This window comes from Acinetobacter sp. D009, from assembly GCF_038562025.1.
In the GTDB taxonomy this organism is placed as follows: Bacteria; Pseudomonadota; Gammaproteobacteria; order Pseudomonadales; family Moraxellaceae; genus Acinetobacter; species Acinetobacter pittii.
The window spans coordinates 3,154,919-3,169,011 of record NZ_CP151886.1; the positions used below are offsets into that span (position 1 = coordinate 3,154,919).

Below are 14,093 nucleotides of genomic sequence, written 5' to 3' on the forward strand. Positions count from 1 at the left end.
CTTGTGGGCATCATCTGAAGCAACTATCACAAAAGCATGATGGGAAATTGCTTTTAACGTGATTGAACAGCTTGCTCGAGCTGTGAAATGATTGGGTTTAATAGAGTTTGCTTACGTTTAAAACTAGCTTTATTTACAATTAAACGTGAAGAGACTTTGCAAATCTCCTCTAATGGCTCAAGACCATTCGCTCTTAGCGTATTACCAGTATCAACCACATCCACAATGTAATCACCCAAACCTACTAAAGGCGCTAACTCCATAGAACCATAGAGTTTGATCACATCGACTTGCTCACCTAAGCTTGCATAATACTGACGCGTAAGATTGACGTATTTCGTGGCAATTTTTAAACGGCCTTCTGGACGTTCCATTCCCACTTTACCAGCAGTCATTAATTTACACTTAGCGATTTTCAGGTCAAGTAGCTCATATACATGCTGAGCGCCATGTTCCATCAACACATCTTTGCCTGCTACACCTAAATCTGCTGCGCCATTTTCTACATAGGTAGGCACATCAGATGCACGTAAAATCAAAATACGTACTTGCTTATGCGTAGTAGGAAAAATCAGTTTGCGGGACTTTTCCGGATCTTCGAGCAAATTAATACCCGCTGTAGCTAGTAAAGGTAACGTCTCTTTTAAGATACGTCCTTTACTGAGTGCCAAGGTCAAACCATGATCAAAATTGCCCATCACATCAAAATTAGGATCATCGTTTCTTACATCATTCATTAACTTACTCGCTTAATTTTGGCACCTAAACCTTGAAGTTTCTCTTCGACATGCTCATAACCACGGTCAATATGGTAGATACGGTCAATTAAGGTATCTCCTTCTGCCACTAAAGCTGCCAAAACTAGAGAGAACGAAGCACGCAAATCTGTTGCCATTACAGGTGCAGCCTGTAAAGTTTCTACTCCAGTCACGACAGCATCATGACCTTCAACCTGAATATTAGCACCCATGCGTGACAATTCAGGAACATGCATAAAACGATTTTCAAAAATCGTTTCAGAGATAGTTGCAAATCCACGACCAATAGCATTTACAGCCATAAGCTGAGCTTGCATATCTGTTGGAAACTCTGGATGTGGCAAAGTTCTAAAACTTACAGCTTTAGGGCGTTTGCCTAACATATCAAGTTCGATCCAGTCATCACCACGAGTGACTTCAGCACCCATTTCTTCAAACTTATCCAAAACAGATTCAAGTAATGCAGGGTCGGTATGTGTAGTTTTGACACGACCGCCCGTAATTGCCGCAGCTGCCAAATAAGATCCCGTTTCGATACGATCAGCTACCACAGCATATTCACAGCCATGCAAACTTTCTACTCCAGTTACAACAAGAGTATCAGTATCAAGTCCTTCAATCTTAGCGCCCATTTTAATGAGCATTTGAGCAAGGTCAGTGATCTCAGGCTCACGAGCTGCATTACGAATAGTCGTAACACCATCAGCCAGTGCAGCAGCCATCAAGATGTTTTCAGTACCACCAACGGTAACCATATCAAAAACAACTTCGCCGCCTTTTAAACGACCTTCAACTGAAGCATGGACATAACCATTTTCAACTTCAATATGTGCACCTAAAGCCTCTAAGGCTTTTAAATGCTGATCAACTGGACGTGATCCAATTGCACAACCACCTGGTAAAGAAACTTTCGCATTACCGTAACGCGCTAATAATGGTCCTAAAACCAAAATTGAGGCGCGCATTGTTTTTACTAGTTCATATGGAGCAAACTGATTATCTAAAGTAGAGGTATCAGCTTTTACTGTGTCATTTTCATAGCCGATTGTAACCCCCAAACCACCAATCAACTTGACCAAAGTATTTACGTCTTTAAGATTTGGAACATTAGTGATCGTAATTGGAGAGTCTGCAAGAATAGTTGCAGCAAGTAATGGTAAAGCTGCATTTTTAGCACCAGAAATGCGCACTTCCCCGTCGAGCTTAACACCACCCGTAATTAAAAATTTATCCATTAATATTTAAGCTCCGAAAAGGCTTGCTTTACGCCATTCATCTTTGGTCATTGCACGAATTGTTACCGCATGAACTTCGCCACTTGCAATATAAGTATTTAATGGTGCATAAACTAATTGTTGGCGAGCAACAGTACGCTTACCGTCAAATTGATCATCCACAATACGGAGGTCAAATTTTCCAGCCTGTCCGCTCACCGCTACTTCCGCTTCAGGGAAAGCTTCTTTTAAAATTTGAGTGAGCTGTTCACTATTCATTGCAAAGACCTCTGACACAACCTAAGGTGTAAAACGAAGTATTTTACTATAACTTTTTCAAAGAATTCAGTACGTGTTTATATTTTATCAATAAAAAAGAGGCTATGTTTCAAGCCTCTTTCAATTATATAAAACTTATTAAATAGAAACAGCAACTTGCGAATAAGTGCACTGCATTTTCCGATATTTTAATAATTGTTTTTTTAATTTTTCAGTTAGTTTTTTAATTGAAGTATACATATCATCAGCAGTTGCCTGAGCAAATAACTCAATTCCCGGCAATCTTACAATAGCCTCTGCAACATGGTTCGAACTACCTTTATGAGAGCGCTTATCAATTTGATGATCTTTTGTTAATTTAATCTGCATACTATTCACCTGATCTAAGTGTTTTGTTAACTGATTAAATTTTGATTTAATATTTTCTTCTATAGCTGGTGTAATTGCTAAATGATGTCCACGAATCGTTATTTGCATAATTCTATCCCTCACCTTTTTTAGGTTATCTAAAGAAGAACTAAAACGATTTAATGCTATCAAAAAGAAAACTTAGAACAATTAAACCATTTTAGTTACTCTCTTGGTGAAAATGAAATTTCATTATTTCGTCATAATGAATCTCTAGAATAGCCATACTTCAAAATTCAGATCAAGACTTTTCTTTCAGACGACGAAGGAATATGTAACGATTCTCGATATTTTGCGACCGTTCTTCGAGCCACTTCAATTCCCTCATCCTTTAACAATGTAGCAATTACATTATCTGACAAAGGCTTACGTGGATTTTCGTTGGCGACTAGTTTCTTAATCATTGCCCGAATTGCGGTGGAAGATGCCTCTCCCCCTGCTGTTGTTCCTACATGGCTAGAGAAAAAATATTTCAACTCAAATAGACCACGAGGCGTAAGCATATATTTATTTGTAGTTACACGAGAAACTGTAGATTCATGCAATTCGACTTCTTCTGCCACGTCTCGAAGAACTAGCGGCTTCATCGCTTCCGGGCCTATTTCCAAAAAAGCTTTTTGATGCTCTACGATACAAGAAGCTACTTTTAATAACGTTTTATGCCTTTCATCAATACTTTTAATAAAGTTTTTCGCCTCAAGCATCTGGTTACGTAAATATAAATTATCCTCACTCTGATCTGCTCTACGAATCATACTAGAGTAAAAAGAATTAATTCTTAATTTAGGAAGTACATCTGGGTTTAGCTGAACCTGCCAATGTAAATCTTTTTTTGAAACTACTACATCGGGAATTTGATAATCAGATTCTTGCTTATCAAAATCCATACCAGGATAAGGTTTTAACGTTTTTAAAAGATTGATTGCAAACTTTAATTGGTCTTTCGTTAAACCAGTTTGTTTGAGTAATTTATTAAGATCATTGGCTATCAAAAGCTCATAATACTGTAATAGATTTTTTGCCTCATTTAGATATTCAACATCTTTGGGCAGAAACTCTAGCTGTATTTTTAAACATTCCGCTAAATTACGCGAACCGATCCCTAAAGGATCAAGTCGTTGAATGTGTTTTAAGACAACTAAAACCTCATCTTCTTCGATCTCTTCCTCAATATCCATTTCATTCAATAATTGTTGTGCCGCTAAAATTATTTCTTCAATTTCAGCATCTAAAAACCCTTTATCATCTAATGCATCAACAATACAATAAGCAATTAATTGATCTATTTTAGAAAAATGCAAAAGATTAACTTGTTCTAGAATATGTTCCTTTAGCGATAATTGAACTTGGCGATTATCCTCTCGTTCTTCAAATTCTGGAGTAGCCAAAGCTGTTGATTGATGGGTATAAACATCATCCCACTCAGTATCAACGGGTAAATCATCAGGCAAATGGTCTGCATTTAGCTCAGTCGTTAAGTCATCTGATTCTTTATTTTCTAATGCAGCCAGACTCTCCGTTAGTGATTCTTCTTCTATTTTTTCAAGTAAAGGATTACTATCTAGTTGAATCTGAATTTCCTGTTCAAGCTCTAAACTAGAGAGTTGTAACAAACGAATCGCCTGCTGCAATTGAGGTGTTAACGATAGAGAATTCGCTACTTTCAATCCAACAGATAATTTCATATATTTCATTTTCCATAAAACAAGCAAAAATCATGCCTATTCAATATTTATAACATATAGTCTCCATTTGTCATACATATCCAACTGAAATTTGCAGAAGAAAAAAGAGATTTTTCCAATTATAAAAATAATCTTATTAAATTAATTCTATCAAACATGGTTCTCATACAAAGTCAGACACGAAATCTTGTTATAAAAAGTTAATTAGGAGGAACTAGCCCTCTTTTAATTTTGTCTAATTGATTACTCTTCGATTGTATAGTTTTTTTCTATTAAATTTTAAGATTTCAACTCATAGCTTACTATTTTATATTTATTCCCCCCATATATATTTTTTATCACAATAAAAAACACCCCCATTCATTAGAATGGGGGTGTTTAGAATAATGAGCTGGCGATGACTTACTCTCACATGGGTAACCCCACACTACCATCAGCGCTAAGAGGTTTCACTTCTGAGTTCGGGAAGGGATCAGGTGGTTCACTCTTGCTATGGTCGCCAGCACAACTGGTATGGATACTTGCTTCGTTTTATTCACTGTGTGATACGTTGCGTTTTCCAAATCTTTACAGATGGGCTGATTGGTCTGATTTTTCGTTGTTCATTTTAGCTAAGTGTTTAACTAAATCAAGTTGCTTTGCATGTTTATGAATCGATTGATGCTTCATATACAACTGCTTGGGTGTTGTATAGTCAAGCCTCACGAGCAATTAGTATTGGTCAGCTTCACATATCACTATGCTTCCACATCCAACCTATCAACGTCCTAGTCTCGAACGGCTCTTTAGAGGAATAAATTCCTAGGGAAATCTTATCTTGAGGTAGGCTTCCCGCTTAGATGCTTTCAGCGGTTATCCCTTCCGAACATAGCTACCCGGCGATGCGACTGGCGTCACAACCGGTACACCAGAGGTTCGTCCACTCTGGTCCTCTCGTACTAGGAGCAGATCCTCTCAAATTTCCAGCGCCCACGGTAGATAGGGACCGAACTGTCTCACGACGTTCTAAACCCAGCTCGCGTACCTCTTTAAATGGCGAACAGCCATACCCTTGGGACCTGCTTCAGCCCCAGGATGAGATGAGCCGACATCGAGGTGCCAAACACCGCCGTCGATATGAACTCTTGGGCGGTATCAGCCTGTTATCCCCAGAGTACCTTTTATCCGTTGAGCGATGGCCCTTCCATACAGAACCACCGGATCACTAAGACCTACTTTCGTACCTGCTCGACTTGTGGGTCTCGCAGTTAAGCGCGCTTTTGCCTTTATACTCTACGCGTGATTTCCGACCACGCTGAGCGCACCTTCGTACTCCTCCGTTACTCTTTAGGAGGAGACCGCCCCAGTCAAACTACCCACCAGACACGGTCCTCGTCCCGGATAACGGGACAGAGTTAGAACCTCAACATTACCAGGGTGGTATTTCAAGGACGGCTCCATTGGAACTAGCGTTCCAACTTCAAAGCCTCCCACCTATCCTACACAAGTAAGGTCAAAGTTCAGTGTCAAGCTGCAGTAAAGGTTCACGGGGTCTTTCCGTCTAGCCGCGGGTACACTGCATCTTCACAGCGATTTCGATTTCACTGAGCCTCTGCTGGAGACAGCGCCGCCATCATTATGCCATTCGTGCAGGTCGGAACTTACCCGACAAGGAATTTCGCTACCTTAGGACCGTTATAGTTACGGCCGCCGTTTACTGGGGCTTCGATCAAGAGCTTCGCTTACGCTAACCCCATCAATTAACCTTCCAGCACCGGGCAGGCATCACACCCTATACGTCCACTTTCGTGTTTGCAGAGTGCTATGTTTTTAATAAACAGTTGCAGCGGCCTGGTTTCTGCGGCTGTCGTCAGCTCAGGAAGCAAGTTCCATCACCAACAACAGCGTACCTTCTCCCGAAGTTACGGTACCATTTTGCCTAGTTCCTTCAGCAGAGTTCTCTCAAGCGCCTTGGTCTACTCGACCTGACCACCTGTGTCGGTTTCGGGTACGATTCCTGTGTAACTGAAGCTTAGAGACTTTTCCTGGAAGCATGGTATCAGCCACTTCACTGTACAAGTACAGCTTGCTATCGGATCTCAGTATAGAGTACCCCGGATTTGCCTAAGATACATACCTACATCCTTCCACCTGGACAACCAACGCCAGGCTGACTTAACCTTCTCCGTCCTCTCATCGCATTACACAGAAGTATTGGAATATTAACCAATTTCCCATCGACTACGCCTTTCGGCCTCGCCTTAGGGGTCGACTCACCCAGCCCCGATTAACGTTGGACTGGAACCCTTGGTCTTTCGGCGAACGGGTTTTTCACCCGTTTTGTCGTTACTCACGTCAGCATTCGCACTTCTGATACCTCCAGCATACTTCTCAATACACCTTCATCGGCTTACAGAACGCTCCCCTACCACTTGACTAATGTCAAATCCGCAGCTTCGGCACATAGTTTTAGCCCCGTTACATCTTCCGCGCAGGCCGACTCGACTAGTGAGCTATTACGCTTTCTTTAAAGGGTGGCTGCTTCTAAGCCAACCTCCTAGCTGTCTATGCCTTCCCACATCGTTTCCCACTTAACTATGATTTTGGGGCCTTAGCTGGCGGTCTGGATTGTTTTCCTCTTGACTACGGACGTTAGCACCCGCAGTCTGTCTCCCGGATAGTACTCATAGGTATTCGGAGTTTGCATCGGTTTGGTAAGTCGGGATGACCCCCTAGCCGAAACAGTGCTCTACCCCCTATGGTATTCGTCCGAGGCGCTACCTAAATAGCTTTCGGGGAGAACCAGCTATCACCAGGCTTGATTAGCCTTTCACCCCTATCCACAAGTCATCCCCTGGCTTTTCAACGACAGTGGGTTCGGTCCTCCAGTTAGTGTTACCCAACCTTCAACCTGCTCATGGATAGATCGCCTGGTTTCGGGTCTATACCCAGCAACTAAACGCCCTATTAAGACTCGATTTCTCTACGGCTCCCCTATACGGTTAACCTCGCTACTGAATATAAGTCGCTGACCCATTATACAAAAGGTACGCAGTCACACCACGAAGGTGCTCCCACTGCTTGTATGCATGCGGTTTCAGGATCTATTTCACTCCCCTCACAGGGGTTCTTTTCGCCTTTCCCTCACGGTACTGGTTCACTATCGGTCAGTCAGGAGTATTTAGCCTTGGAGGATGGTCCCCCCATATTCAGACAAGGTTTCACGTGCCTCGCCCTACTCGTCATCATTATGTGTGCCCTTTCGTGTACGGGAATATCACCCTCTACGTTCGCACTTCCCAGAGCGTTCCACTAAAACACACATAACTTAATGGGCTGATCCCCGTTCGCTCGCCGCTACTGAGGGAATCTCAATTGATTTCTTTTCCTAAGGGTACTGAGATGTTTCACTTCCCCTCGTTCGCCTTGCAACACTATGTATTCATGTTGCAATACCTACCTTAAAGTAGGTGGGTTCCCCCATTCAGAAATCTCCGGATCAAAGGATATTTGCCGCCTCCCCGGAGCTTTTCGCAGGCTATCACGTCTTTCATCGCCTCTGACTGCCAAGGCATCCACCACATGCACTTAATTACTTGACTATACAACCCCAAACAGTCGTCAACACCTACAAGTGAGTGTTGTCCGTGCGATTCTTCATCGCTACTATCTGTTGTCTGTGTACTTAAACACTGTACAGCTTCAATCTAAATTCATATACCAAAACGCTTGATTCAGTTAATTTGCTAGTTCTCAATTCATCTAGATTAATTGCTTAATCTAAACTCTTGAGTGAACAATTTATTTCAGACTCAATTTTGCCAATCTGTTAATGAATAAACACGCCTTCGTCAGGTCATGCTTAATACCGTGATACTTAAATCACAGAAGTTAATAAACCAAGACCGAAATCTCTATTTACTAATTTCTGTAATCCGAACTTCTCTTAAGTTCTGGTGGAGACTAGGAGAGTCGAACTCCTGACCTCCTGCGTGCAAAGCAGGCGCTCTACCAACTAAGCTAAGTCCCCAGCTTACATCATCAGTCATGTATCTTTTATCTATAACTTCAACCAGTCAAAGTCATGGTGGGTCTGACAAGACTTGAACTTGTGACCCCACGCTTATCAAGCGTGTGCTCTAACCAACTGAGCTACAGACCCTCAGATACATCTATGAAGAACAACTTGTTGTGGATTCTTACCAATCGTCAATCTTTCGTTAAGGAGGTGATCCAGCCGCAGGTTCCCCTACGGCTACCTTGTTACGACTTCACCCCAGTCATCGGCCACACCGTGGTAACCGCCCTCTTTGCAGTTAGGCTAGCTACTTCTGGTGCAACAAACTCCCATGGTGTGACGGGCGGTGTGTACAAGGCCCGGGAACGTATTCACCGCGGCATTCTGATCCGCGATTACTAGCGATTCCGACTTCATGGAGTCGAGTTGCAGACTCCAATCCGGACTACGATCGGCTTTTTGAGATTAGCATCCTATCGCTAGGTAGCAACCCTTTGTACCGACCATTGTAGCACGTGTGTAGCCCTGGCCGTAAGGGCCATGATGACTTGACGTCGTCCCCGCCTTCCTCCAGTTTGTCACTGGCAGTATCCTTAAAGTTCCCGACATTACTCGCTGGCAAATAAGGAAAAGGGTTGCGCTCGTTGCGGGACTTAACCCAACATCTCACGACACGAGCTGACGACAGCCATGCAGCACCTGTATGTAAGTTCCCGAAGGCACCAATCCATCTCTGGAAAGTTCTTACTATGTCAAGGCCAGGTAAGGTTCTTCGCGTTGCATCGAATTAAACCACATGCTCCACCGCTTGTGCGGGCCCCCGTCAATTCATTTGAGTTTTAGTCTTGCGACCGTACTCCCCAGGCGGTCTACTTATCGCGTTAGCTGCGCCACTAAAGCCTCAAAGGCCCCAACGGCTAGTAGACATCGTTTACGGCATGGACTACCAGGGTATCTAATCCTGTTTGCTCCCCATGCTTTCGCACCTCAGCGTCAGTGTTAGGCCAGATGGCTGCCTTCGCCATCGGTATTCCTCCAGATCTCTACGCATTTCACCGCTACACCTGGAATTCTACCATCCTCTCCCACACTCTAGCTAACCAGTATCGAATGCAATTCCCAAGTTAAGCTCGGGGATTTCACATTTGACTTAATTAGCCGCCTACGCGCGCTTTACGCCCAGTAAATCCGATTAACGCTTGCACCCTCTGTATTACCGCGGCTGCTGGCACAGAGTTAGCCGGTGCTTATTCTGCGAGTAACGTCCACTATCTCTAGGTATTAACTAAAGTAGCCTCCTCCTCGCTTAAAGTGCTTTACAACCATAAGGCCTTCTTCACACACGCGGCATGGCTGGATCAGGCTTGCGCCCATTGTCCAATATTCCCCACTGCTGCCTCCCGTAGGAGTCTGGGCCGTGTCTCAGTCCCAGTGTGGCGGATCATCCTCTCAGACCCGCTACAGATCGTCGCCTTGGTAGGCCTTTACCCCACCAACTAGCTAATCCGACTTAGGCTCATCTATTAGCGCAAGGTCCGAAGATCCCCTGCTTTCTCCCGTAGGACGTATGCGGTATTAGCATTCCTTTCGAAATGTTGTCCCCCACTAATAGGCAGATTCCTAAGCATTACTCACCCGTCCGCCGCTAAGATCAGTAGCAAGCTACCTCTCTCCGCTCGACTTGCATGTGTTAAGCCTGCCGCCAGCGTTCAATCTGAGCCATGATCAAACTCTTCAGTTAAAATCATTTTGTACCTTATTTAAAGACAAGGTACCAATTCTGGCTCATCAATTACTGACTTAAATTTCGCTCAAATAAACTTCGAGTAATTTAAACCAATCAATCAATGAAAATTATTTCGATTAATCAACCAGTAAAAATCCACACAAGTTGTTCTTCAATTCTCTTAATGATCTTCTTCCTGGTTCGTCACCAGCAAGCTAGGTCGGCTATATTACTCTTAATCTCTTAAAAGTCAACAGGTAATTTCGATATTTTTAAAACTCATTCTCAAAACCAACTTACCATCAAATTCATCACTTAAAGCAATCAACTTAATCACAAGTAACTGTTTTTCAACAAGTTTCTATCTGCATCACCGCCGATGGATGTGCATTATAGATGATTAAGATCCCTTTGCAACCCTTTTTTTAAATCAATATCATCAACTGGATACTTTTTAAGCTTTTTAGCATTTTATCTATATTATTTGATCAATTTTACATTGATAATAGGTTATCAATTTTGTATTAAAACATATCTCCACCCAACTGCACATTTAAGTATTAGCCTGGCTGGCGGTTAAGGAATTATATGAATTATTCTAATTTAATTTTACTAAGCTTATTATCTGTAGGTGTTTGTACCTCTTTATATGCTCAAGAAAATACTATAAGCGAATCTTCTGATGCTAGCTCATTAGAAGAAACAGCACCGACTCATACGCGCTCACAAATTATTAAAGATTTAAAAAATATTAAAGTTAAAGATTTAAAAATTAATGCGAATGCAGCACAACCAGATCCTGTAAAAGATCCATTACAGTCATTAAATCGTCCAATTTACTCATTTAACGACATGTTGGACCGAAATTTTTTACGTCCAGTTGCTGTGCAATATAGAGAAAAGACTCCAGAAGATGTACGTGGTTCTTATCGTCAGTTCCGCAAAAATCTTGGAGAACCTTGGAATGCTGTTAACCAGCTTATTCAAGGCCGCCCTGGCCGTGCGGCAAAAACCCTAGGTCGCTTTACAATTAATACGTTAACCACTCTTGGTTTAGCTGACCCTGCCAGCCGTTTAGGTTTACCGACTGAAGAAGAGAATTTTGGTGTAACTCTCGGTTACTATGGTGTTCCTTCTGGCCCATTCCTGATGTTGCCTTTTTTCGGTCCAAGTACCTTACGTGATGGTTTTGGTTTAGCAGTAGACGCCCAAGCACGTCCACAGAAATATGTTATGGATGATCAAGATGGTCTTTATTGGTCAAGTAATATGTTACAAGCAGTTGATACACGCGCTCAATATCTGGATCTAGATCAGACCTTACAAGGTGATCAATACGCCATGATTCGAGATTTATATCTGCAACGTAAAGCATTCCAAATTGCAGAGAAAAAGGGCGACTCAGCTGATGTATCTTTCATTGATGATGATTCAGAAGACACACCAGATGAGAATCAAAACCCTTAAAAGATGAAATCAAGGTATTGCTTAGATTAAGAGTTCGGCAATACCTTGATTTTGATCATACATACTCTATGATGAATAAAGTGATCATATAAAAGGACTACCATCTCTTCTATGTATTTTATTAAACCGACACGCTCTATCCCTTATTTAGAGCAAGCTTTGGATAAACTGCCAGGCTTACAAGTCATTAACATAGATGATTTAGATTTATATGATCCAACCATCATTGCAATAGCAGATGTACAAGATTTCCTGACATATAAATGGAATTTACCAACGATTGTCATTGCTTTTGAACATGAAGGTAGCGCTTTAGCTCAAGCTTGGGAAGCGGGTGCTCTTGCAGGTTGGGTATGGAATCAACTACCTAATGATTTAAATAAAGCATTATCAAGAATCGATGCTCAATATAAACGCAACCAAGATAGTCGTGATTTACCTTCAGCTGCTGAACTACAAAAAAGACTATTGCCTAATCCAATTGATTTATTAAATTATCAAGTCGAAACTTTCTTTCAGCCTTCAGCTTATCTTTCTGGTGATTGGTATGACTACTGGAAATTAAATGATAAGGAAGTTTTATTCTATCTTGCCGATGTTTCAGGGCATGGCGTAACTAGCAGCTTATTAACATCTTGGATGGCAGCTTTCCATGGCCGCTCTAAAACACCAAGACAATTAATAAAAAAATTAAATGGAATGTTGGTTCAAGAAAATATTGAAAAACACATTACAATTGTGGTGGGTATTTTAAACCTTGAAACACATACGCTTCGCTGGTCAAGTGCTGGACACTACCCTCCTCCTATCATTTTTGAACCTAATCAAGCTCCCAAAATTCTAACAACAAGTAGCTTCCCATTAGGCTTGACTGATGAACTCGAAGTTGAAGAGCATGTTTGCACATTAAATCACCAAGCACGCTTCATTGTTTGCTCAGATGGAGCCCTTGAACCTTTTGATGGTGGGTTAAATGATCAATTCCAACAATTGGTTCATCATTTGCAAAATCAATCATTCCAAGCACCCGATCATGTGGCTGATGACATTGCCATCTTCAGTCTCTGTCGAATGAATTAATTTACGAATCAATTAATTACATAATATACGACTTAAGGACTCTTGAGTCTGCGATGGCACTATGTGATAATTTTTCTATCCTTCTCTGAAAATGGCATTTATATGTCAACAGGTCATGTTGAATATGCAAGTTTAAATGGAACGCATATTTTCAAACTTATTGGTGAAGTGCGAGCCCATTCTTGTATAAGTCTAGACAAACTTTTAAACAGAATTGAACAGCAAGAGAATGTTGTTGGTGCAATCGTTGATTTAACCCAAACAACATTTATTGATAGTACGGTGTTAGGCATCCTGGCTAAGCTAGGTTTAAAGCTTAAACAAACTCATCATATTCAAGCTGTGATGCTATCTACCAATCCAGATATCACAACCTTAGCCAACAGTATGGGGCTAGGGCAGGTTTTTGTCATTTTGAATTACTGTGGCGATCCTAACGTTTGCACATTAACGCTAACTGATGAACAGATCACTCATAATGCAATGCTAAGAACAGTTCTGGATGCACATAAGACATTGATGAAACTCAATGCAAACAACCAGAATATGTTTGAGCCACTTGTGAAGCAGTTACAGAAAGAACAAGATACGCTTGAACAGGTATCAGATAAGCAAAATGCCTGACTTTAATATTAAGCCGGATTAGAATATGACCCTTATTTCTGTTGCTCAAATGAACTCGCAAGATGATATTGAAAATAATTTTCAAGTCATTGAGTCGTTAATTCAACAAAGTAAGGCGCAAAATGCTAGCCTGATTGTTTTCCCTGAAAACTTTGTATGTTTTGCAGCTGGAAAACAACGCGAAACAGCTGAGCAATTTGAGTCTATTCAACAACGGCTTGAGAAACTAGCACATCAATATCAAATCTGGATTGTGGCCGGTACCTTGCCATGCCCATTTCGTCCAGATGGATCTACCATTCAAGATGGTAGAGTCCGGACGGTTAGTCTTTGTATTAGCCCTGAGCGTACAGAAGCACGTTATGACAAGATCCATTTATTTGATGTACAAGTGGGTGATGCTGTCGGTGGTTATCAAGAGTCTCGTTTCTTTGAACCTGGAACAGACGTAGTAGTCACATCTACCCCTTTTGGCAATATTGGCTTAATGGTATGTTATGACTTACGTTTTCCAGAGCTTGCTCTAACTCTGAGACAACAAGGCGCTCATCTTCTTACTGCTCCTGCTGCATTTACTTATACAACTGGACAAATGCACTGGCAGCTTTTGCTACAAGCTCGGGCAATGGATAGCCAATGTTATGTTTTAGGCGCAGCACAACAGGGCTGGCATGGTGAAAAACGACAAACCTGGGGACACTCTGGGGCAACAGATAGTCGTGGCCAAATTTTAAGTATGATTGGATATGAAGGGAGTGGTTTAATCACTGTACCCTTTGATTTAACAGCACAAGAACTCGTCCGGTCTTCAATGCCTCTGATGACTCACCGTAAATTGATTCATTATTAAAAGTT

General features: G+C 41.7%; 9 protein-coding genes, 2 tRNA genes and 3 rRNA genes. 4 read left to right on the forward strand and 10 right to left on the reverse strand.

Features of this window, described 5'->3' with window-relative positions:
* Positions 1–53: 53 nt before the first annotated feature.
* From hisG to AAC388_RS15110, 10 genes are all read right to left on the reverse strand, one after another.
* Positions 54–737 (reverse strand): ATP phosphoribosyltransferase, encoded by a 684-nt coding sequence (gene hisG / locus AAC388_RS15065; protein WP_342370877.1) that lies wholly within the window; start codon positions 735–737, stop codon positions 54–56.
* On the reverse strand, positions 737–1,993 hold the full coding sequence (murA, locus tag AAC388_RS15070) for a UDP-N-acetylglucosamine 1-carboxyvinyltransferase (RefSeq protein WP_002115380.1): 1,257 nt from the start codon (positions 1,991–1,993) through the stop codon (positions 737–739). Before murA ends, hisG begins: the two co-directional genes overlap by 1 nt.
* Positions 1,994–1,999: 6 nt before the next feature.
* Positions 2,000–2,251 carry a BolA family iron metabolism protein IbaG gene (gene ibaG, locus AAC388_RS15075; protein ID WP_002115399.1) on the reverse strand — a complete coding sequence of 84 codons (252 nt, stop codon included), beginning with the start codon at positions 2,249–2,251 and terminating at the stop codon, positions 2,000–2,002.
* 138 nt (positions 2,252–2,389) lie between these two features.
* Positions 2,390–2,728: a ribosome-associated translation inhibitor RaiA gene (raiA, locus tag AAC388_RS15080; protein ID WP_005071251.1), complete on the reverse strand. Its 339-nt coding sequence runs from the start codon at positions 2,726–2,728 to the stop codon at positions 2,390–2,392.
* Positions 2,729–2,895: 167 nt separating this feature from the next.
* Positions 2,896–4,344, reverse strand: a complete 1,449-nt coding sequence (locus AAC388_RS15085) for an RNA polymerase factor sigma-54 (RefSeq protein ID WP_016803219.1) — start codon at positions 4,342–4,344, stop codon at positions 2,896–2,898.
* Between the two features lie 389 nt (positions 4,345–4,733).
* Positions 4,734–4,848, reverse strand: a 5S ribosomal RNA gene (gene rrf / locus AAC388_RS15090).
* Between the two features lie 186 nt (positions 4,849–5,034).
* Positions 5,035–7,925: ribosomal RNA gene (locus tag AAC388_RS15095) — 23S ribosomal RNA — on the reverse strand.
* 352 nt (positions 7,926–8,277) lie between these two features.
* Positions 8,278–8,353, reverse strand: a tRNA-Ala gene (locus tag AAC388_RS15100).
* Between the two features lie 55 nt (positions 8,354–8,408).
* A tRNA-Ile gene (locus tag AAC388_RS15105) sits at positions 8,409–8,485 on the reverse strand.
* Between the two features lie 59 nt (positions 8,486–8,544).
* Positions 8,545–10,082, reverse strand: a 16S ribosomal RNA gene (locus tag AAC388_RS15110).
* The 16S, 23S and 5S rRNA genes sit together here with 2 tRNA genes alongside, the layout of an rRNA operon.
* Positions 10,083–10,655: 573 nt before the next feature.
* On the opposite strand from AAC388_RS15110, the gene AAC388_RS15115 reads away from it, so the two are divergent.
* The 4 genes from AAC388_RS15115 to AAC388_RS15130 all read left to right on the forward strand — a co-directional run bounded on the left by AAC388_RS15115 (position 10,656) and on the right by AAC388_RS15130 (position 14,088).
* On the forward strand, positions 10,656–11,534 hold the full coding sequence (locus AAC388_RS15115; protein ID WP_017399935.1) for a VacJ family lipoprotein: 879 nt from the start codon (positions 10,656–10,658) through the stop codon (positions 11,532–11,534).
* A 111-nt stretch (positions 11,535–11,645) separates the two neighbouring features.
* The gene (gigA, locus tag AAC388_RS15120; protein ID WP_002117221.1) at positions 11,646–12,614 is read left to right on the forward strand and encodes an RsbU family protein phosphatase GigA; all 969 of its coding nucleotides are present in this window, start codon (positions 11,646–11,648) and stop codon (positions 12,612–12,614) included.
* A 102-nt stretch (positions 12,615–12,716) separates the two neighbouring features.
* Positions 12,717–13,238 (forward strand): anti-anti-sigma factor GigB, encoded by a 522-nt coding sequence (gigB, locus tag AAC388_RS15125; RefSeq protein ID WP_002117273.1) that lies wholly within the window; start codon positions 12,717–12,719, stop codon positions 13,236–13,238.
* A gap of 25 nt (positions 13,239–13,263) precedes the next feature.
* Complete coding sequence (locus tag AAC388_RS15130; protein WP_032005320.1) at positions 13,264–14,088, forward strand: carbon-nitrogen hydrolase family protein; 825 nt, start codon at positions 13,264–13,266, stop codon at positions 14,086–14,088.
* The last annotated feature ends 5 nt before the right edge of the window (positions 14,089–14,093 follow it).

What these genes read in the sequence shown, in the direction of transcription:
- hisG (WP_342370877.1), bottom strand. Translation starts at nt 737, where the DNA reads ATGAATGATGTAAGAAACGATGATCCTAATTTTGATGTGATGGGCAAT.
- murA (WP_002115380.1), bottom strand. Translation starts at nt 1,993, where the DNA reads ATGGATAAATTTTTAATTACGGGTGGTGTTAAGCTCGACGGGGAAGTG.
- AAC388_RS15130 (WP_032005320.1), top strand. Translation starts at nt 13,264, where the DNA reads ATGACCCTTATTTCTGTTGCTCAAATGAACTCGCAAGATGATATTGAA.
- AAC388_RS15115 (WP_017399935.1), top strand. Translation starts at nt 10,656, where the DNA reads ATGAATTATTCTAATTTAATTTTACTAAGCTTATTATCTGTAGGTGTT.
- gigA (WP_002117221.1), top strand. Translation starts at nt 11,646, where the DNA reads ATGTATTTTATTAAACCGACACGCTCTATCCCTTATTTAGAGCAAGCT.
- raiA (WP_005071251.1), bottom strand. Translation starts at nt 2,728, where the DNA reads ATGCAAATAACGATTCGTGGACATCATTTAGCAATTACACCAGCTATA.
- AAC388_RS15085 (WP_016803219.1), bottom strand. Translation starts at nt 4,344, where the DNA reads ATGAAATTATCTGTTGGATTGAAAGTAGCGAATTCTCTATCGTTAACA.
- ibaG (WP_002115399.1), bottom strand. Translation starts at nt 2,251, where the DNA reads ATGAATAGTGAACAGCTCACTCAAATTTTAAAAGAAGCTTTCCCTGAA.
- gigB (WP_002117273.1), top strand. Translation starts at nt 12,717, where the DNA reads ATGTCAACAGGTCATGTTGAATATGCAAGTTTAAATGGAACGCATATT.